The following is a 19926-nucleotide window of genomic DNA, read 5'->3' as shown; positions in this document are numbered from 1 at the left end:
CCAACGGTGGGCACAGCACGGATCGGGCGGTGTCGTTCAGGCTGGCAGGGCGAGGTCGAGCACCGCGCCCAGCCCGTTCTCCCGGCCCGGCTCGGCTGCCGGGAGCACCAGCACCGAGCAGCCGGCGGCCACCGCGCCCGCGTCCGCCGGGGTGTCACCGACCATCAGGGTCTGCTCCGGGTCGACGCCCAGCATGCCGCAGGCCCGCCAGAAGATCGCCGGGTCGGGTTTGCAGCGCCCTACCTCGTACGAGAGCACGAACGCGCCAACCAGGTCGGTCAGCCCCCAGGCGTCGAAGTGTGGCCGCAGGTCGAAGCCGATGTTGCTGACCACCGCCACCGGCACACCGGCGTCGCGCAGCGCGGTCAGCGTGGGGGTGGTGTCGGCGTACGGCAGCCAGCCCTCGGTGGTCAGCAACCGCTCGTAGAGCGCGTCGGCGAAGCCGTCGATGCCGGCGTCGACGGTCTCGGCCAATCCGGTGTACGCGCCCCGGTGGGCGTGTTGGTAGAGGTCCCGGTCGGCCCACAGTTCGGCGAGTCGGGGCGGCACCCGTGCCGGCAGTGGCCCGCCGGCGCGCCCGGCGGTCAGCAGCCGGTCGGCCAGCGAGGTGGCGCGCACCCGGTCCAGGGTCACACCGCACGCCGCCGCGGCCTCCAGCACCCACCGCTGGGGGTCCTCCACCTGGGCCAGGGTGCCGTGGAAGTCGAAGAGCACCGCCTTGACGGGGCGTCGGGACGCCCGGCGGGCGGCGGGCGCCTCAGCGGTGCCCGGCGGACTGGTCTGGGGCGGTTCGGCATGGTCCGGCACGCCGTGCACCCTACCGACCGCCCCCGACCGCGCCTCCGGACGGCCTTGTGGGGTGACATGACGCGGCACGCACTAATCTTGGTGCCATGTCGAGCCCCGCCGAGCGGTACGCAGCGGCGCGCCGCAAGGCCGCACAAGCCGCACAGTTTCCGGCGCTGGACGAGTTCGCCCTCGAGTTGGGGTTCGACCTCGACGACTTCCAGCGGGAGGCGTGTCAGTCGCTGGAGCGGGGCAGCGGTGTGCTGGTCTGCGCTCCCACCGGCGCCGGTAAGACGGTGGTGGGGGAGTTCGCCGTCCACCTGGCGTTGCGGGGGCGGCCCGACGACCCGGTGCCCGCCGCCGACGCGACGACCCCACCGGCGCGGCGCAAGTGCTTCTACACCACGCCGATCAAGGCGTTGTCCAACCAGAAGTACCACGACCTGGTCGCCCGGTACGGCGCCGAGCAGGTCGGCCTGCTGACCGGTGACAACGCGATCAACGGCGACGCGCCGGTGGTGGTGATGACCACCGAGGTGCTGCGCAACATGCTCTACGCGGGCTCCAGCACCCTCCAGGGCCTCGCGTACGTGGTGATGGACGAGGTGCACTACCTGGCCGACCGGTTCCGCGGTGGGGTCTGGGAAGAGGTGATCATCCACCTGCCCGCCTCGGTCACCCTGGTCTCGTTGTCGGCGACCGTCTCCAACGCCGAGGAGTTCGCCGACTGGCTGGTCACCGTGCGCGGCGAGACCGCGGTGGTGGTCAGCGAACACCGGCCGGTGCCGTTGTGGCAGCACATGCTGGTCGGCAAGCGGATGTTCGACCTGTTCCACGACGCCGACGCCGCCCGCAAGCACGACGTGCACCCTGAGTTGCTCCGCTACACCCGGGAGACCGCGCGGCGGCTGGAGTTGGGTGAGGGGCGCAGCGCCGGGCCCGGTGCCGGCCGGCGCGGCCCGCGCTGGCGTGGCCCGTTGCGCCCGGACATCGTCGACCGACTGGACCGCGAGGGTCTGCTACCGGCGATCCTGTTCATCTTCAGCCGGGCCGGTTGCGCCGCCGCGGTGCAGCAGTGTCTCGCCGCCGGACTGCGGCTCACCTCGGCGGAGGAGCGGGCCGAAATCCGCCGGGTCGTCGAGTCGCGGGTCACCGCCATTCCCGGCGAGGACCTGTCGGTCCTGGGCTACTGGGAGTGGCTGGACGGCCTGGAACGCGGCCTGGCCGCCCACCACGCCGGCATGCTGCCGGTGTTCAAGGAGATCGTCGAGGAGCTGTTCGTCCGCGGCCTGGTCAAGGCGGTCTTCGCCACCGAGACGCTGGCGTTGGGCATCAACATGCCGGCCCGCTGCGTGGTGCTGGAACGGCTGGTCAAGTACAACGGCGAGGCTCACGTCGACCTGACCCCGGGGGAGTACACCCAGCTCACCGGGCGCGCCGGCCGCCGAGGCATCGACGTGGAGGGGCACGCCGTCGTGGTGTGGTCCCCGGAGACCGACCCACGGCAGGTGGCCGGGCTCGCGTCCACCCGCACCTATCCGCTGCGCTCCAGCTTCCGGCCGTCGTACAACATGGCGGTGAACCTGGTCGGCACCGTCGGCGCGGAGCCGGCTCGGGCCCTGCTGGAGTCCTCGTTCGCCCAGTTCCAGGCGGACCGGTCGGTGGTCGGCCTGGCCCGGCAGGTGCAGCGCAACACCGAGACCATCGAGGCGTACGGCGCGGAGGCCGCCTGTCATCACGGCGACTTCGACGAGTACTTCGCGCTGCGGGTGGCGATCGCCGACCGGGAGAAGGCGATCGCCCGGCAGGGGCAGACCCAGCGCAAGGCCGCCGCGGTGGCCTCGTTGGAGCGGCTGCGGGTCGGCGACGTGATCCGGGTGCCGTCGGGCCGGCGGGCCGGGCTGGCCGTGGTGCTGGACCCGGCGACCGGTGGGTTCGGTGAGCCCCGGCCGCTGGTGCTCACCCAGGACCGTTGGGCCGGGCGGGTCAGCCCCGGCGACTTCACCACTCCGGCCGAGGTGTTGGCCCGGATCCGGGTGCCCAAGCACTTCAACCACCGGTCCCCGGGCGCCCGGCGGGATCTTGCCGCCGAGGTCAGCGGCACCGGTTTGGATCGGCACGGTGGTCGACGCGGGGGCCGTTCCCGGCAGGTGACCGGCGAGGACCACCAGATCACCCAGCTCCGCACCGAGCTGCGTCACCACCCCTGCCACGCCTGCCCGGAGCGGGAGGAGCACGCCCGCTGGGCGGAGCGGCGTCGGCGGCTGGAGCGCGACACCGAGGAGCTGCGCGAGCGCGTCAGTGGTCGTACGGGGTCCCTCGCGCGAACGTTCGACCGGATCGTGGCGCTGCTGACCGAGCGTGGCTACCTCGCCCGCGACGGGGCGGTCACCGACGCCGGTCGGATGCTGGGCCGGATCTGGACCGAGGCGGATCTGCTGGTCGCCGAGTGCCTGCGCCGTGGGGTCTGGAACGGATTGTCCCCGGCCGAGCTGGCCGCCGCGGTGTCAGTGGTGGTGTTCGAGGCGCGCCGCGATGTCGACGAACGGGCGTCGCTGCCGCGCGGACCGGTGGCCGACGCGGTGGACGAGACGCTGAAGCTGTGGGGGGAGATCGAGGCCGACGAGGCGGCGCGGGGGCTGACGGCGACCCGGGAGCCGGATCTCGGTTTCGCCTGGCCCGTCTACCGGTGGGCTCGGGGTGAGGCGCTGGCGAAGGTGCTCGGCAGCGGTCACGAGATCGATGGTGAGATGCCCGCCGGTGACTTCGTCCGGTGGGCCCGACAGGTCGTCGACCTGCTCGGTCAGATTGCCGACTCTGGCGGTGCCACAACGGAGCTGCGGTCGACGGCTCGACAGGCTATAGCGGCCGTCAATCGAGGTGTCCTCGCGTACCACACGTCAGCGTGACAGTCACGCTCAGTCATTTTCGGCTGTCGAATCGACGCAGCGGACGGTTACCGCAACCGCACGCCTCGGATGGCCCGGGGGGCACTGTTGCGCCTGATCACGGCACCCCTGATCATTGCCGAAGCGTCTTGTTGACGCGTGGGTAACGAATGGGGAGAAAGCCGCCGTGGCGGAGATCAATCACTTTGAGTACGGGTGGATCACGCCCGCGCTGAGCTACGCGTTGTCCGTGCTCGGTTCGATCCTCGGTCTGGTGTGCGCCGGGCGCATCCGCACGGCCCGCACGAACGGTCAGCGGGCGTGGTGGGGTCTGCTGTCCGCCTGGGCGCTGGGCGGCACCGCCATCTGGGCGATGCACTTCATGGCCATGCTCGGCTTCGCCGTCGAGAACACCCGGATCCGCTACGACGTGCCGCTGACCGCGGCCAGCACGGCCATCGCCGTGGTGGCGGTCGGCATCGGCCTGGCCATCGTGGGCACCGGCCGGCTGAATCCGGTACGCCTGATCGCCGGCGGCATCTTCACCGGCGCCGGCGTGGCCTCCATGCACTACACCGGCATGGCCGCCATGCGCCTCAACGGCAGCCTCGGCTACGACACGGTCCGGGTCGTGCTCTCGGTGGTCATCGCCGTGGTGGCGTCCACCGTCGCGCTGTGGCTCGCCATGACCGTCCGGCGGGGGTTGGCGATCTTCGCCTCCGCGCTGGTCATGGGAATCGCCGTCAACGGGATGCACTTCACCGGCATGAGCGCCCTGTCGGTGCACCGCCACGAACGGACGGGCGAGGTGACCGGCGCTGGGGTGAGCACCCTGCTGGTGCCGATCGTGCTGGCGGTGATCTTCGGGGTCGTCGGTCTGCTCTACGCGCTGCTCGCCGCCCCGACCGACGACGACCGGGCTGCCACCGCGTACCTGGACGGGCGGCGGCTCTCGGAGCCGGCGGCCCCGGCGCCCGCCGCTGCTCCCGACCCGGTCGGGTTGCGCGCCCGCTCCACCCTCGGCCAGCCCGGTACTCCGTTCCCGTCCCGCCGGGACACACCGCCGCGCTGACGTCGTGCGGCCGGCCCGCGCCGTGTTGCTGACGGCCTTATAGATCCGGCCGCCTCCGCGCCCGCTCAGGAGGCGGATCAGGCCGGCGGCCGGCCGGATCGGCTGCCGTCGATCGTGAGGGTGACCAGCAGTCCGGGGTGGTCGGTCGTCCCGTGCATGGGCACCAGACTGCGGCAGCAGAGCGTGATGTCGGTGGTCGCCGTGACGTGTTGCAGTCGGCCGTCGTCGACCCGCTGGTGGCCCGGCGGGGTGCAGGACCGCACGTCGGGGTCCTGGCCGGCGCGCAGGTTGAGGTCGCCACCCAGCACGGTGGGCTCGTACCCGTCGTCGCGGCCGATCGTCGGCAGGATGGTGTCGAGCAGGTGCTCGCACTGGGTGAGCGCGACGCGGTAGCCGGTGGCCGACAGGTGCGTGGTGCAGGCGAGCAGGACTCTGTCGACGTCGACGCAGAGCCAGGCTCGTTCCTCGGGGTCCCCGAGGTCCTGCGTCGGGTGGGTTCCGGCGTACACGGTGCGCGGGGTGGTTGGCGTCCGCACGTGTGTCAGCAGCCCGATGCCGAACCGTTGGCCGTTACGGCAGCGGGTGTCGTCGCCGCTCGGGCGGTCACCGGCGGCCTGGAACGCGGCCACGACGGTCCGCCCTGGGTGAACGGTTTGGAACACGCTCTGCAGGTCGGACACGTCGCCGGCGCAGATTTCGTTGAGGGTGACCAGGTCGGGCGCCTCGATGCTGATCACCTCGGCGGCCCTGGCCATCGCTCGACCGCTGTAGCAGCCGGCGCGGCCACTGTTGCAGAGGTTCAGCTGGAGCATCCGTAGGACCGTGGGCTGTGCGGCGTCGGTGGGCGCGGCCGGGGAGGCGGTCGGCCGGTTGGCCGGGAGCGCGGCGGCGGCGAGTAGACAGACCACAGCCAGGGCTCGGCGCAGGAACCGGTACGGACGGGCGGCCACACGAACTCCGGGGTGCATGAGGTGACAGTCATCGCCGGGGCGCCAGTGATCCTACTGGCGGCCGAATCGGCGATTCAGATCAGAGCGGTGGGTCGAGGGGGTACGCGCCCGGCGCGTACCCCCTCGGTTCGCTCAGTGGGCGCGGACCGCGACGGCCGTGTACGGCGTGGTGGGGGTCGGCGGTGTGGTGAACCGGGCGTTGGGCAGGTAGAGCCGGCCGAGCGCCTTGGCCACAGTGGTGGGTACGTCGAAGTTCGGATCGGTGATGGTGCTGGTGAGCGCTCCGGCGGTGCCGGCGTGGTTCAGCCGGACCACCGCGATCTGGTTGAGGCGGTTCTGCACGACGTAGAGGGTGCGGCCGAGCAGGAGAAGTCCGTCGCCGTTGGTGAAGGTGTGGCCCGGCACGTCCACGACTGTGCTCGCGCCGGTCGCCGGGTCGACCCGGCACAGCGTGCCGGTGCTGGACTGGACGACGATCAGCGCCCGGCCGTCCGGTGTGGTGGTAATGCCGTTGAGGTTCACCCCCGTGCCGACCTGCTCGTACGCGCCGGTCAGTGTGATCGTGCCGAAGGCGTCGGCGGGCGGCAGCGCCCCACGGCGACCGAGCGGCAGCCGGTAGAGCACCGGCCGGTTCGAGTCGGTGAAGTATGCCGCGTCGCGGGTCAGCACGACGTCGTTGACGAACGTCGGGGCGGTGGCGAACTGGTAGCGGGCCAGCACCTCGCCGGTGCGGGTGTCGAGCACGCGAGCGTCGCCAGCCGTGCCACCGGAGACGAAGAGCCGGCCACGTGGGTCGACCTTGAGGCCGAGCGACGGCGTGCCGGTGGCCGCGCCGATCGTCGTGCCCCGGCCGGTGACCAGGTCGACGCGCTGGATGGCACCGGTGGCGCGGGAGCCGAAGTAGGCGTACCGGCCGGCGGTGGCGATGCCCTCGGGCTGGAACCCGTCGGGGAGGGCGAGGACGGTTGGCGGCCGGTCTACGGGGTGCGCCTGCGCCGGCGCGACGGCGACGGTGGCCAGCATGACGGCGGTCAACGCGCCGCCTAGCGTGGTGCGGAGGGGACGGTTCACTGTGCTCCTTCCGGGCGGAAGCGGCACGAGCCGACACGTCCGCCACGTTCACTGGGGCCAGGACCCTCCCCACTGTACGACCGCTGGCGGGCGCCCGCCCGGCGTCACCGGCGCGGCCTTCGGGTGACCGCGCCGGTGAGCCCGTTTGGCGGGACGGAGGTCAGGCGTTGCGGACCAGCCTCCACCGGTTGTCCGCGCTGCCGTTGTCCGAATCCTGCACGGCCTGTGCGCCCCAGGCGGTCGACGCGTTCAGGATGCCGAGCAGCTTGTTGCTGTTGACGTTGCGGATCTTGTAGGTCCCGTCGCCGTTGTCCACGAGGATCCACCGGTGGTCCGCGGTGCCGTTGTCCGCCCATTGCAGGACGCGAGCGTTGTCGGCGGTGGACATGTTCTCCACACCCAGCACCTTGCCGCTGTGGACGTTGCGGAACCGGACCGCGTTGCCGTCGGTCACGACCACCCAGTTGTGGTCGGCGGTGCCGCTGTCGCTCCACTGCACGGCCAGACCACCGTCGGCGGTGGACATGTTCTGGACACCGAGAACCAGGCCCGTGCCGACGTTCTGCAGGCGGTAGCTGCCGCCGCCGCCGCTACCGCTACCCGTGGTGTTCCAGTAGACCGTGTAGTTGTAGCCGTGGGCGTCGTAGAAGGGAGCGAGGTTCACGGTGGACCCGTTGGCGCTGGCGGTGAACGCGAGCGAGCTGGTGCTGGTCCGGGTGATCGAGGAGACGGTGAGGGTGGGCAGGGTGCTCAGGGCCGTGTTGCCGTAGTTGCCGGCCAGCACCGTGGGGCCGTAGGTGACCGCGCCGACGTTGGCGTTGTCGTTGGCGGCCTTGACGGCGATCTGCATCGGCAGCCGCACGGTGATGGTGTCGCCCGCGGCCCAGGTGCGCGTGACAGTGGCGTAGCTGCCCGGGGTGGTGGTGACGTTCTCCACGGTGCCGTTGACGGCGATCGTCGCGCCGCTGGTCCAGGACGGGATCCGCACCCGGATGCTCCAGGAGCCGCTCATCGAGCCGCTCAGGGTCAGCGTGGTGGTGTCACTGACCGGGAAGCTGGTGGTCTGGGTGACGGTGATGCCGCGCTGCGTCCAGTTCAGCACCGACGGCGTGAACAGGTTCACGCTCAGCGTGGTGCCGTTGTAGAAGTAGATGGAGTCCATCAACCTCGTGTTGATCTCCAGGCCGGTGCCCTGGCAGCACCAGAACGAGTTGTAGTCGGTGCTCCACGTGCCGCCACCCCAGGCCGGGCCCACACCCCGACGGCCACCCGGCCGCAGCGGGGTGAAGTAGGTGATGTGGCCGCGGCTGTCGGCCGAGTTCTGCCCGCCGATCAGGTGGTTCATCAGCGCGCGCTCGTAGTAGTCGAAGTAGTCGGCCCGGTTCGGGTCGAGCAGCCACAGCTCCCGGGTCAGTTTGAGCATGTTGTACGTGTTGCACTGCTCACAGGTGTCGTTGGTGAGGTAGCCGGCGATCGCGTTGGGCGGCCGGAAGTGCTCCGCCTGGCTGTTGCCGCCGATGGCGTAGGTGTGCGCGCCGACGGTGATGTTCCACGCGTTGCTGGCGATGTTCCGGTAACGGGTGGTCCCGGTGGCCTTGAACTCCCGGGCCGCGCCGATCCACTTGGGCACCTGCGTGTTGGCGTGCTTGCCGTTGAGCTGGTCCTGGTTGTTGGCCAGCGGGTCGAACACGCCGGCGTGGTCGAACCGCTGCGCGGTGGCGAGCCACCGGCTGTCGCCGGTCTGCTGGTAGATGTCGGCGAGCACGTCGTTCATGCCCCCGAACTCGGTGCCCAGCATCGACTGCATCTGACTGGAGCTCAGTCGGCTCGTCCGGGTGTCGACCCAGCCGGCGAGGGACAGCAGCACCGTACGGGCCTGGGTGTTGCCGATGTAGCGCCAGACGTCGAGCAGACCGGCGAGGGTCTTGTGGATGCAGTAGTAGGGCACGTTGCCGTTGGACAGCGTCCGTGCCTCGAGGGCGGTGAAGTCGGACTCCGGGAAGCCGGAGAGGTAACCCGCGCCGAACCCGGCGGCCCCGTTGTTCGCCTGGCACTTGGCCAGCTCGGCCACCATGTAGTTGGCCTTGTCCCGGCAGGTGGTGTCGCCGAGCACCGCGTACGCGTACGCCCACGCGCTCAGGAAGTGGCCCTGCATGTGGGTCCGGAACGGGAAGTTCGGCGCGTCCCAGCCCCCGTTGGTGGCGGCGCCGTTCGTGGACAGCCGGTGGTTGGCGCGGAAGTTGTAGAGCATCCGGTCGACGTCGACGAACCGCAGGTAGTTGAGCGTCCGCGACTGGTTGTCCATCCAGCGGCCGGAGGTCAGCCGCACCTGACCGAGGTCGAACGCGTACGCCGAGACGCCGATGTCGGCCCGGGCCGGGGGCACGATGGCGGCGGAGGCGCTTCCGGGGGTGACGGCGGCGCCGGTCGCGGAGAGCACCACTGTGGCGCCGGTGGCCTGAAGCAGGTTGCGGCGGCTGAGGGGCGGGGGTGGCATGGGGAACCTCCAGGTGGCCGGGTACGTCGGGGCCGCCATCGATGGCGGCGGGGGCGGTCGGCCGCAACGGGGCCGACAACGGATGCGGTGTGGTGGGGAACGCGGTCGCCGTGGACGCTGGGTGCCCACCCAAGCGCTTATCGCGGCACATCGATGTGATCGCTAACATAGTTCGTCGTTAACACACCCGCAACCCCCGGGGCGCCTCGTTGACTCATCCCGCGACAAGCTGACCCGGGGCGCGGGGCCACCGGTGGCAGCTATGGTCCGAAACGGACACCTGCCCGGCTCGCGACCACCAAAATGTGACTGTGTGTGACGGATGGCGGTGGGTGCGGAGCGAGCGCCCTCCCGTTGACGCCCGCCCGGTCGCTCAGTACGGTGCATCGTAAATCTTGGATGTCAACGTCGATACATGAATGCTGCGATGTGGTTACGACGGACATCCCGCGCCGCACAAAAATCCAGGTCAGATGGGGGAGGAGGCGCCCGGGAAACGCTGTTAGCGCTAACACTGCTGCCGGTCGTACTGCTCGGCGTGCGGACGGCACGGCACGTTCGAGCGGCAGTCAGGGCAGCGGTGGCTCGCCGAGTCAGACATCGCGCACGGCGCACTCTCTGTGGGAGTAATCGTGAAGGTGAAAGATCGAACCACAACCCGGGCCACCCACCGGGCCAGGCGCGCCATCGCCTGGCTGGCGAGCATGGCTTGCGTCCTCGCACTGATCCCGGGCACGGCCAAGGCCGACAACCCCATCGTCCAGAACATCTACACCGCCGACCCGGCGCCGATGGTGCACAACGGCCGGGTCTACGTCTACACCGGACATGACGAGGACGGGTCCACCAATTTCACAATGCGTGAGTGGCGGGTCTACTCGTCCGCCGACATGGTGAACTGGACCGATCACGGATCGCCGATGAATCTGGCGACGTTCGCGTGGGCGGACGCCAACGCGTGGGCCGGGCAGGTCGTTGCGCGTAACGGAAAGTTCTACTGGTACGTGCCGGTGCGCCAGCGCTCCAACGGGCAGATGGTCATCGGCGTCGGGGTGGCCGACAGCCCGACCGGGCCGTTTCGCGACGCACTCGGTCGACCCCTGGTCGGCAACAACGAAATCGACCCGCACGCGTTCATCGATGATGACGGGCAGGCGTATCTGTACTGGGGTAACCCGGGTCTGTGGTACGTGAAATTGAACCCGGACATGATTTCGTTCTCCGGCAGCGCGACACGCATCCCACTGACGACGGCGGGGTTCGGTACTCGTAACGGTAATGCGAGTCGGCCGACCCTGTACGAGGAGGGCCCGTGGGTGTTCAAGCGCAACGGGTTGTACTACAACGTGTTCGCGGCGGAATGCTGCTCGGAGTTCATCGCCTACTCCACCGCGACCGGGCCGACGGGGCCGTGGACCTATCGGGGAACGATCATGCCCCGACAGGGTGCCAGCTTCACCAATCACGCGGGTGTGATCGATTTCCAGGGTGGTTCGTATTTCTTCTATCACAACGGAGCATTGCCGGGTGGTAGTGGTTACACCCGCTCGGTCGCTGTGGAGAAGTTCAGCTATACCAGCAATGGCCTGTTCCCGACGATCACGATGACGAACACCGGTGCCCCACAGGTGGGCACGCTGAACCCGTACGTGCGACAGGAGGCGGAGACGATCGCGTGGGGCTCGGGGATCGAGACCGAGGCGTCGAGCGAGGGCGGGATGAACGTCGGTTGGATCGAGAACGGCGACTACATCAAGGTCAAGGGCGTCGCGTTCGGCGCGGGCGCGACCTCGTTCAGCGCCCGGGTCGCGTCGGCCACCAGCGGCGGCCGGATCGAGGTTCGTCTCGACAGCGCCACCGGCCCGACCGTTGGCACCTGCGCAGTGGGTGGCACCGGCGGCTGGCAGACCTGGACCACCAGCACCTGCGCGGTCAGCGGAGCGACCGGCACCCATGATCTCTACCTGCGCTTCGCCGGCGGCAGCGGCAACCTGTTCAACATCAACTGGTGGCAGTTCGGCGGCACCGGCGGCGGCAGCGCCACCAACCTGCTCACCAACGGCGACGTGGAGAACGGCACGACGGGCTGGGGTGTGCACGGCAGCGGCACCCTCGCCAGGAACACCACACTCGCGCACGGCGGCAGCGGATCGCTGTCGATCACCGGCCGGACCGGTGCCTGGAACGGCCCCAGTCAGGACGTGACCGCCAAGCTCACCAACGGCAAGAGCTACACCACGAACGCCTGGGTACGAGCACAGAGCGGCACCCCGTCGGCGAAGGCGACGCTGTCGCTGACCGCGAATGGCACGACGAACTACCTCCAGCTGACGCCGGCGGTCGGGGTGAACGTCAACGGCTGGACCCTGCTCACCGGCACCGCGACCGTGTCGTGGAGCGGCACGCTGACCAGCGCCGCCTTCTACGTGGAGACGGCTGAGGGCACCGACAGCCTCCTGGTCGACGACGCCTCGTTCCAGTGAGGGTGCTGCCGGAGCCGTGATCGTACGGCTCCGGCAGCGACAGCGTCCCATCGGAGCGACCCGTGTTCGGTACGTCTGGTTACGACTTGACGAACGGCATGTTATCGCTCACAGTCGATGGTTGAGGGCGGCCGCTCCTGTGGTTCACCGGGCGAACCCGCTGTGGCCCCTCGGATTTCGACGTCCGCCCAGGGCATGCCGGACGTCGAGTCAGGACTTCCCGCACTGCTGCCGTGACGGCGACAGGTGCTGCCGTCTCCGATCTCGCAGCAGATTCGGCGCCGCGCCCCCATCGCTGCACCACCACAGACAAGGAATCCGCATGAAACACAGAAGAGTTCTGCGGGCGGCGGTGACCGTCGCGGTCACCGGCGCCCTCGCCGCGGGTATGACGATGGCGCTGACCACCTCGGCCAGCGCCGGCACCACCCTGCGAGCGTCCGCGGCCGAGAAGGGCCGTTACTTCGGCGCCGCCGTCGCGACGGGCAAGCTGTCCACCAGCGCCTACGTGACCGTCTTGAACCGTGAGTTCAACAGTGTCGTGGCCGAGAACGAGATGAAGTGGGACGCCACCGAGCCGCAGCAGGGCCAGTTCCGGTACACCGGTGGTGATCGTCTGGTCAGTCACGCGCAAGCCAATGGCATGAGCGTGCGAGGCCATGCGTTGTTGTGGCACCAGCAGGAGCCGGGCTGGGCGCAGAGCATGTCGGGCAGCGCGTTGCGCAGCGCGATGATCAACCACGTCACCCAGGTCGCCACGCATTTCCGGGGGAAGATCCACTCGTGGGATGTGGTGAACGAGGCGTTCGCCGACGGTGGTAGTGGTGGGCGTCGGGATTCGAATCTGCAGCGCACCGGTAATGACTGGATCGAGGCGGCGTTCCGGGCGGCGCGGGCGGCGGATCCGGGTGCGAAGTTGTGTTACAACGACTACAACACCGACGGGATCAACGCGAAGTCGACGGGGATCTACAACATGGTGCGGGACTTCAAGTCCCGTGGCGTGCCGATCGACTGCGTGGGCTTCCAGTCGCACCTGGGCACCTCGCTGGCCGGTGACTACCAGGCCAACCTCCAGCGGTTCGCCGATCTCGGTGTGGATGTGCAGATCACCGAGCTGGACGTGATGACCGGCGGCAACCAGGCCAACATCTACGGCGCCGTCACCCGCGCCTGCATGAACGTCTCGCGCTGCACCGGTATCACGGTGTGGGGAGTGCGGGACTGCGACTCGTGGCGTGGCTCGGACAACGCCCTGCTGTTCGACTGCAACGGCAACAAGAAGGCCGCGTACACGAACGTCCTGAACGCCCTCAACGCCGGCCCGGCCATCCCGACGGACCCGCCGACCGATCCGCCGACCGACCCTCCGACGGACCCGCCGACCGATCCGCCGACGGACCCACCGGCGGTTGGTTGTTCGGCGTCGGTGTCACTGAACTCGTGGACCGGTGGATTCGTGGCCTCCGTGAAGGTGACCGCCGGCTCCGCCGGCACGAGCGGGTGGAACGTGGGCTTCACGCTCCCGAGTGGTGCCAGCGTCACCAACACCTGGAGCGCGACGGCCAGTGGCTCCACCGGCACTGTGCGGTTCGCCAACGTGAACTACAACGGCCGGCTCGGCGCGGGCCAGGTCACCGAGTTCGGCTTCCAGGGCACCGGCAGCGCCTCCGGCGTCACGCCGACCTGCACCGCCTCGTGATCACCCGATGACCGACTGAACGACCGACGTCGGCCGGTGCGGAGGACCCCTCGTGGCCCTCCGCACCGGCCGACGTCATGTCGCGCCGTGCCTGTCGATCAGGAGTACGGGAGCCGCAGCACCGACTGGTTGCCGATGCCCACTGTGGTCGGGTTGTTGCCGATCGCCGACCAGACCTCCACCCGGACCCTGCCGTTGCTCAGCGCGCCCAGCGTGCCGGTGGCCGAGGACAATCCGGCGCTCTGGGTGTAGTGCTCGTAGCCGGTGACCGGGTCGGTGGCGAAGTAGCGCCCCGTCTCCACCCGGTCCCAACTGCCGTTGCCGGTGAGGTCGTAGGAGATCCGCACCTGCACGCCGTTGCCGACCGCCGTCCCGGCGTCCACGAACAGGTCGAACGCCGTCTGCCCGCCCGCGTAGGCGAGGTTGAGGCCGGTCGCCGTGAAGACCTGGGCGTTGGTGGGCGTACCGTCGTGGTTGCCGTTCGCCGCAGCGACAGTCGTCGTGGCCGCGCTACCGGCGGCGCCCAACCCACCCCCGGGCAGCAGGTACCGCGTGGGTGTGCCCGGGGTCGTCGGCGGGTCGGTCGTCGGCGGGGGGTCCGTCGGCGTCGTCGGGGGGACTCCGCCGGCCGCGTTGCCACCACTCCAGGTGTACGCCCCGGTGGTGGCCGTCTTGCCGGCGCCCACGGCGAGCGTGGTGCCGTTGGAGAACGTCACAGTGATCGGCGTCGCCGTCGGGTTCGACGCCACGTAGGTGCGGGCCCCGTTGCGGGAGAAGACCGCGGACAGCGGATGGTTGCCGGTCACCGTCGTGTCGACGTTGCCGAGGGCGGCGAGGTTACGGATCCAGTGGAACGTGTGCGCCCGACTCTCGCCCTCCTCCGGGGTGTAGCCCGGGTTCGCGCGAAGGTTCGCCAGCGCCGCGTCGGGGTCGCCGAGGGCCTGGAACTGCCAGAGGATGTCCTGCCACACCGTCGGTTGTCCGCCGTTGTTGCGGACGAGTTCGGCGTAGTTGGTCCGCACGTACGCCGGGTTGTTGCCCAGGTAGAGGTGACCGCCGGTGACCGGCAGCAGGTTGATGCCCTGGATCATCTCCGGCTCGCCACTGAACCAGGTGGCGTACGCGCCGCCGTCGCCCCAGACCATGCCGACCGTGGAGTGCCCGAAGGCGGCGGGGAAGTTCTGGTCGCTGACGTCGAACCAGTACTCCTGGATGGCGGCGGCCTGGGTGGTGTAGAGGAAGACGCCCGCGTCACGGATGGCGGTGTTACCCGTCGTCTGCCCCCACTGGATGAGAGCGCTTGCGAAGTTCATCCCCTCCGACGAGGACTCCTGGTTGTTGCCGGAGCCGAACGAGCCGTGCCCGGACGCCCAGTCGTGGCCGGCGTAGATGTCGAAGTCGCGCAGGTACGGGAACTGGGTGTCGCCGCGGCGGTAGTTGTTGGCGTCGCGGATCAGCAGGTCGACCATGCCGCCGTAGCGGCTGGTGGCCGCCCAGGCCGGGTCGAACTTCGCCAGCGTCGCCGCGGCGGCGATGTAGTAGCCGTAGTGGAAGTGGTGGTCGTTGAGCTCCTGGTCCGACCCGTACGACGCCGGGTAGCCGATCAGGGTGCCCCAGTTGTTGTCGTAGTAGAAGACCCGACTGGTCTTGCCGCTGGACGCGGTGAACCAGTCGGTGAGCGTGCTACGGATCGCGTTCAGCGCGCTGTCGCGCGTCGTGGTGTCGTTGACCTGGTCGGCGATCTCGGCGATCCGCGCGGCCCGGCCGAGCCCCTTGCCGGTCCAGTAGGTGTCGTTGCCGCGTTGGTCCATCGGGTTGGCGCGGGTGGCGGCCAGCTGCCCGGTGAGCGTCGACAGGTCACCACCGGTGCCGTCGCCGACTGCCGGCAGTTCCGGCAGGATGCCCTGGAACTTCATGGCGGTGCGGAACTGGTTGACGCCGGTGAGCACCTTCATCCGGCCACGCGCCGACGGGTAGGTCGGCGTGATCGCGGTGGACCCGCTCAGCGACTTCCACTGGTGCGGGTAGAGGCTGACCACCGTCTGCGTGGCGGTGCCCTCCCGGGCGGTAGTGGTGAACGCGTACGTGGTGGTCAGGCCGCTGGTCGCCGGGTTGTACGCGTACGAGAGCTGGGTGCCGGTCACGTGGGCGTGCGCGTACTGACCGTAGGTCGCTGCCAGCGCGGCGCGCTCGGTCGCGCTGGACGTCGGCGGCAGCAGGGCGACCGAGAAGTAGCCGCGACCGGCCAGGGTGGAGGAGATCCGGCCGGAGGCCACTGTCCAACTGGCGCCGCTGGGCGCGAACCCGACGTAGTCGTGGCCGTTGACCCGGAAGCCGATGGTGGCGCCGCTGTTGGACCAGACGTCGGGGGTGCCGGCGGTGCTGATCTGCGCGTTCCCGCCGGTGGTCTGGAAGTACGCGAAGGGCAGACCGTGGCCGATGGTCGCGCGCATGGTGCGCGTGCCGTCGCTCCAGTGCGGGCTGACCGTCCAGTCCGTCCAGCCGTCGACCTTCACCAGTGGTGCGGCGAGCCCGGCCACACCGACCCGGATGTCCTGCACGTACGGGTAGTGGAACTCGCCGACACCGGTGGCGGTGCCGCTGATGGCGGGCGTGGAGTTGGCGGAGAAGCCCAGCCCGTCGCCGAAGGTGTCGTACGAGATCGGGTGGGCGTGCAGCGGCTCACTGAACGAGCAGTCGGTGCGCTTCCACAGCAGTGAGGACCACCAGTCGTTGGTGGGGATCGGCCCGGCGGGCGCGTTGGCGGTGGCGAACTGCCGGGGGTTGCTGGACATCGCCCCGCAGCCGCTGGGGAGCGCGCCGACCGGGGTGGTGGTGTAGCTGCCGGCGCCGACGGGCGCGGCCTCGGCCGCGCGGGTGACCGGGATCGTGAGTCCGCCGACGACCAGGGCCAGCGCGGTGGCGGCGGCCAGGGCCCATCGGCGGTGGGGGACGGGAGGTTTCATCGTGCCTCCATCGCGCGCGCCGGGTGCGGCCCTTGCCGGGTCCAGCGCTATGCGTCTGAATTGGGGGGAAGGTCAGGTGAGAGAGCGCTCTCTCGGCCACGGTAATGGAGTACCGAGATCCCCGTCAATGTGTCCAACCCGTTGCGTGCTGATGTCGCTATTTGCCGGCGCCCGCACGGTCGCCCAGCGGTTCGCCCGCACTGTCGTTCAACGCTTCGCCTTCACTGTCGTTCAACAGCGCGTTCGGCACGCGCATCCGCCACGCGTCGGTCACCAGCTCGGTCAGCCGGTCCAGGTCGACCGCCGCCAGACGCAGCAGCACGAGGGGCAGGCCCTGGTAGCCAGGCGTGGTGAAGAAGATCTCGGGCTCCCCGAGCAGGAGAGCCTGCTTCTCGGCCTCGTCGCCGACGAACAGCACCGCGATGTCGAGCCGGATCACCCGAGGCTTGCCCGGCGTCCGCTCCGGATAGGACCAGACGAAGCCCTTGTCGGCCACCCGGAAGTCGAAGCCGTCACTGGGAATCTCCACCGCCTGCGGCAGGGCCAACGCCACCCGGCGTACGTCGTCCGCGTCAGCCACCGAACCGCCTCGCACCCCGCACCATCCGCATGGGCTGAGATTACGCGGTGGACAGCTCGATGGCCGTAGCGCCGACGATCGCCCGTTCGCCGCTCTCCTGGACGTAGCCGACCACGCTGGCGCTCCGCGGATCAAGACCACGTGGTGTCGCCAGCTCCACCTGTCCCCGCTCGGCGTCCAGGCCCACCGACCTGAAGGCGCGTACGACGTTGTCCTGCCGCAGCGTCCGCCCGGCGTTCTCCCCCCGGGCGATCTCGCTGGTCAACTCCCGTTCCACGACCGCCACGTGCAACACCGCGCGCTCCGGCGGCTGTTCGGTCCGGTAGTCCACCATCACCCGGTCATTGCCCAGGTTGGCAATGGAGAGCGCCAGTGGTGTGGCGGCGGTCGAGGCCATGGCGGACATGATCGCGGCGGCCGCCCGGCGGCGATCGGAACCGACGAACTCCACGGTGCCGTTGACGACCATCTGCGGGGTGTACAGACCTCGGGTACCCAACGCGCGGGCGTACGCCTCTTGCCGCGCGGTGTACGCCGCGTCCGCGAACTGGTCGGGCCAGCCCAGGTCGTCCCAGTAGTCGACGTGGAACCCGAGGGCGAAGACGTTCTGGCCCCGGTCCCGGGCGTCGCGCTCGATCTCGCTCAGCAACTCCTCAGCGGGAGGGCAACTGTTGCAGCCCTGGGACGTGAACATCTCGACGACGGCGAAGCCGCCGTCCGTCGATGGATTCGTCATGGTGGCGTGTCCCCTCCCACGGTGTGCCCGGCGGCGTCGCGTACTCCCGGTGCCCGGCGTTGCGTTTCCCGTTTCGGCCGAGACAATGCACGTGGGGTCGCGTCCCCTGCCGGCCTCGCAGCGAGCGCCGTCGGGCTGGGTGGTTGGATGGTCGGGTGCAGTTCACCGTGACAGACGCGCCGGCGCGGGAGCGTTTCGAGGCGCGCGACGAGGCGGGCGCGGTCGTCGGGTTCGTCACCTACCAGCTGACCGGCCCGATCATCGCCTACACCCACACCGAGGTCGATCCGGCGTACGAGGGCAAGGGCGTCGGGTCGACGCTGGCGCGGGCCGTGCTGGACGACGCGCGGAGCAGGAGCCGAACCGTCGTGCCGATCTGCCCGTTCATCGCCGACTGGGTGGTCAAGCACCCGGAGTACGAGAGCATCGTGGTCCGGTCCACCCGCAAGATCAAATAACTCCGCCCCGTCGGGCTGGTGTCAGGCGTCCGGTAGGAGCCTGGCGGCGAGGGTGCGGGCCGTGGCGGTCAGGGTGTCGATGTCCAGCCCCGTCCGCCCCATGAACACCAGGCCCTGCTGTGCGGCGAGCAGTGCGCGCGCCGTCTCGACCGGGTCGACGTCGTGCGGCAGGTCGCCCTCGTCCTGGGCCCGTCGGACGCTCTCGGCGACCAGGGCGGTCGTCGCCTCGTAGGTGCGCCGCGCCTCGGCGAGGACGTCGGGGTCGCTGGTGGCGAGTTCGTACGTGCTGTTGGCCATGAGGCAGCCGCGCCGGGCGGCAGCACCACCCGGGTCGTTCACCGGCGCCATGACGAACGCGCGCAGCGCGTCCAGGGCGCGGGGAGCGGAGGCGAGCATCTCGCGCAGGTAGCCGCCGCTGGTGTCGGTGTATTCCCGCAGCGCCCGCAGGAACAGCCGGTGTTTGTCGCCGAAGGCCCCGTAGAGGCTGCCCTTGCCCAGCCCGCTGACGCGGACCAGGTCCTCCAGTGAGGTCGCCGCGTAGCCGGCGTCCCAGAACTGGTCCCGGACGGCGCGGATCACCTGCTCCTCGTCGAACTGTCGTGGCCTGGCCATGTGACCAGCGTAGCGATTGTTGACCGGGCGGTCCACCAAGCGTATGGTGGACCGATCGGTCAACAATCAGGCGACCCCGCCGAGACCGCCGCGGGCATCGCGTTCCTGGCCAGCCCCGCAGCCTCGTACATCACCGGCGCCGTGCTTGACTCCAACGGCGGACACACCGCCTGAGCCCGCCCTCCGCAGCCTCGTCGGGAGACCACAACGATGACAGCCTCCACCTTCCGTGCCCTGCACCACGACCGCGCCGCCGGTGACCCGCTCGTTCTGCCGGGCCCCTGGGACGCGGCCAGCGCCCGGGTGCTGGCCGACGCCGGCTACCCGGCACTCGCGACCCCGAGCGCGGGTGTCGCCGCCTCGCTCGGCTACGAGGACGGCGCGACCCCGCCCGACGAGATGTTCGCGGCGGTCGCGCGCATCGTCCGCGCCGTGTCCGTTCCGGTGTCCGCCGACGTCGAGGGCGGTTACGGCCTCGCCCCCCGCGAGCTGGTCGGACGGCTGTTGGAGGCCGGCGCCGTCGGCTGCAATCTGGAGGACTCGGAGGGGGACGCCAACCTCAAGGACCCCCGGAGGCACGCCGACTGGCTGGCCGAAGTGCGCGCGGAGGCGGGTGACGCCCTGTTCATCAACGCCCGCGTCGACACCTTCCTGGTCGGAACGGGTGACCCGACCGAGGCGGTGGAACGCGCCCGCCTCTACGTGGCTGCCGGCGCCGACTGCGTCTACCCGATCCTGGCGCCACCGCAGGTGCTGCCGCAGTTGCGGGAGGGCATCTCCGGGCCGATCAACATGGCCGCCGGACCGGACCGGGAGTCCGTGGCAGAGCTGGGCCGGCAGGGCGCCACACGCATCACCTTCGGTCCAGGGATGCAGCGGTACGCGATGGCGTCGATCGGCGACCTCGCGGCCAAGCTGCGCGCCTGAGGCGGGCGTCACTCCCCGCGGTGCCGGCGCTCCGGCTCGGCAGCGTCGGATGCCGCCCGTAAGATCGCGCAACATCGTGGATGTAGTGGCCTTCGCCGCACCTGACACCACTACATCCAGGATCGAGCGCGATCTCGGGGGAGGCGCGCCGGTCTCCGTGCACGAACCGCCGTGCACGAACCGCCGTGTGCCGGTCGC

The 19926-nt window shown here is 70.1% G+C and carries 15 protein-coding genes; 7 read left to right on the top strand and 8 right to left on the bottom strand.

Annotated elements, in window-relative coordinates:
* Positions 1 to 36: 36 nt before the first annotated feature.
* Positions 37 to 807 carry an HAD family hydrolase gene (locus NIE111_RS19825; RefSeq protein WP_238685798.1) on the bottom strand — a complete coding sequence of 257 codons (771 nt, stop codon included), beginning with the start codon at positions 805 to 807 and terminating at the stop codon, positions 37 to 39.
* 86 nt (positions 808 to 893) lie between these two features.
* Between NIE111_RS19825 and NIE111_RS19820 the strand changes: the two genes are divergently transcribed.
* Both NIE111_RS19820 and NIE111_RS19815 read left to right on the top strand, forming a co-directional pair.
* Positions 894 to 3695: a DEAD/DEAH box helicase gene (locus NIE111_RS19820; RefSeq protein ID WP_238685797.1), complete on the top strand. Its 2802-nt coding sequence runs from the start codon at positions 894 to 896 to the stop codon at positions 3693 to 3695.
* Between the two features lie 166 nt (positions 3696 to 3861).
* The gene (locus NIE111_RS19815; protein ID WP_238685796.1) at positions 3862 to 4746 is read left to right on the top strand and encodes an MHYT domain-containing protein; all 885 of its coding nucleotides are present in this window, start codon (positions 3862 to 3864) and stop codon (positions 4744 to 4746) included.
* Positions 4747 to 4823: 77 nt separating this feature from the next.
* On the opposite strand, the gene NIE111_RS19810 is transcribed toward NIE111_RS19815, so the two are convergent.
* The 3 genes from NIE111_RS19810 to NIE111_RS19800 form a co-directional block, all read right to left on the bottom strand.
* Positions 4824 to 5696, bottom strand: a complete 873-nt coding sequence (locus NIE111_RS19810; RefSeq protein ID WP_238685795.1) for an endonuclease/exonuclease/phosphatase family protein — start codon at positions 5694 to 5696, stop codon at positions 4824 to 4826.
* 132 nt (positions 5697 to 5828) lie between these two features.
* Positions 5829 to 6767 (bottom strand): NHL repeat-containing protein, encoded by a 939-nt coding sequence (locus tag NIE111_RS19805; RefSeq protein ID WP_238685794.1) that lies wholly within the window; start codon positions 6765 to 6767, stop codon positions 5829 to 5831.
* Positions 6768 to 6927: 160 nt separating this feature from the next.
* Positions 6928 to 9264 (bottom strand): beta-L-arabinofuranosidase domain-containing protein, encoded by a 2337-nt coding sequence (locus tag NIE111_RS19800; RefSeq protein ID WP_238685793.1) that lies wholly within the window; start codon positions 9262 to 9264, stop codon positions 6928 to 6930.
* Between the two features lie 632 nt (positions 9265 to 9896).
* Here NIE111_RS19800 and NIE111_RS19795 point away from each other — a divergent pair.
* Together NIE111_RS19795 and NIE111_RS19790 are read left to right on the top strand one after the other, a co-directional pair.
* The gene (locus NIE111_RS19795) at positions 9897 to 11747 is read left to right on the top strand and encodes a family 43 glycosylhydrolase (protein ID WP_443677123.1); all 1851 of its coding nucleotides are present in this window, start codon (positions 9897 to 9899) and stop codon (positions 11745 to 11747) included.
* A gap of 322 nt (positions 11748 to 12069) precedes the next feature.
* The gene (locus tag NIE111_RS19790) at positions 12070 to 13449 is read left to right on the top strand and encodes a glycoside hydrolase family 10 protein (protein WP_238685792.1); all 1380 of its coding nucleotides are present in this window, start codon (positions 12070 to 12072) and stop codon (positions 13447 to 13449) included.
* 98 nt (positions 13450 to 13547) lie between these two features.
* Here the strand turns inward: NIE111_RS19790 and NIE111_RS32095 are convergent, their stop codons facing one another.
* The 3 genes from NIE111_RS32095 to NIE111_RS19775 all read right to left on the bottom strand — a co-directional run bounded on the left by NIE111_RS32095 (position 13548) and on the right by NIE111_RS19775 (position 17731).
* Positions 13548 to 16415 carry a glycosyl hydrolase gene (locus tag NIE111_RS32095; protein ID WP_274531320.1) on the bottom strand — a complete coding sequence of 956 codons (2868 nt, stop codon included), beginning with the start codon at positions 16413 to 16415 and terminating at the stop codon, positions 13548 to 13550.
* Between the two features lie 157 nt (positions 16416 to 16572).
* The gene (locus tag NIE111_RS19780) at positions 16573 to 16995 is read right to left on the bottom strand and encodes an MmcQ/YjbR family DNA-binding protein (protein WP_238685791.1); all 423 of its coding nucleotides are present in this window, start codon (positions 16993 to 16995) and stop codon (positions 16573 to 16575) included.
* A gap of 40 nt (positions 16996 to 17035) precedes the next feature.
* Positions 17036 to 17731 (bottom strand): DUF1223 domain-containing protein, encoded by a 696-nt coding sequence (locus NIE111_RS19775; protein ID WP_238685790.1) that lies wholly within the window; start codon positions 17729 to 17731, stop codon positions 17036 to 17038.
* A 155-nt stretch (positions 17732 to 17886) separates the two neighbouring features.
* On the opposite strand from NIE111_RS19775, the gene NIE111_RS32300 reads away from it, so the two are divergent.
* A complete protein-coding gene (locus NIE111_RS32300) occupies positions 17887 to 18189 on the top strand; it encodes a GNAT family N-acetyltransferase (RefSeq protein WP_238685789.1) in 303 nt (100 codons plus the stop codon).
* Positions 18190 to 18210: 21 nt separating this feature from the next.
* On the opposite strand, the gene NIE111_RS19765 is transcribed toward NIE111_RS32300, so the two are convergent.
* Positions 18211 to 18801 (bottom strand): TetR/AcrR family transcriptional regulator, encoded by a 591-nt coding sequence (locus NIE111_RS19765; protein ID WP_238685788.1) that lies wholly within the window; start codon positions 18799 to 18801, stop codon positions 18211 to 18213.
* Between NIE111_RS19765 and NIE111_RS19760 the strand changes: the two genes are divergently transcribed.
* Both NIE111_RS19760 and NIE111_RS19755 read left to right on the top strand, forming a co-directional pair.
* Entirely contained in the window at positions 18802 to 18975 is a 174-nt protein-coding gene (locus tag NIE111_RS19760; RefSeq protein WP_238685787.1) for an SDR family oxidoreductase, read from the top strand.
* Positions 18976 to 19011: 36 nt separating this feature from the next.
* The gene (locus tag NIE111_RS19755; RefSeq protein WP_238685786.1) at positions 19012 to 19728 is read left to right on the top strand and encodes an isocitrate lyase/PEP mutase family protein; all 717 of its coding nucleotides are present in this window, start codon (positions 19012 to 19014) and stop codon (positions 19726 to 19728) included.
* Positions 19729 to 19926: the final 198 nt, after the last annotated feature.

Source organism: Micromonospora hortensis (assembly GCF_022230935.1).
In the GTDB taxonomy this organism is placed as follows: Bacteria; Actinomycetota; Actinomycetes; order Mycobacteriales; family Micromonosporaceae; genus Micromonospora; species Micromonospora hortensis.
This window is presented reverse-complemented; position numbering and strand designations above follow the sequence as displayed.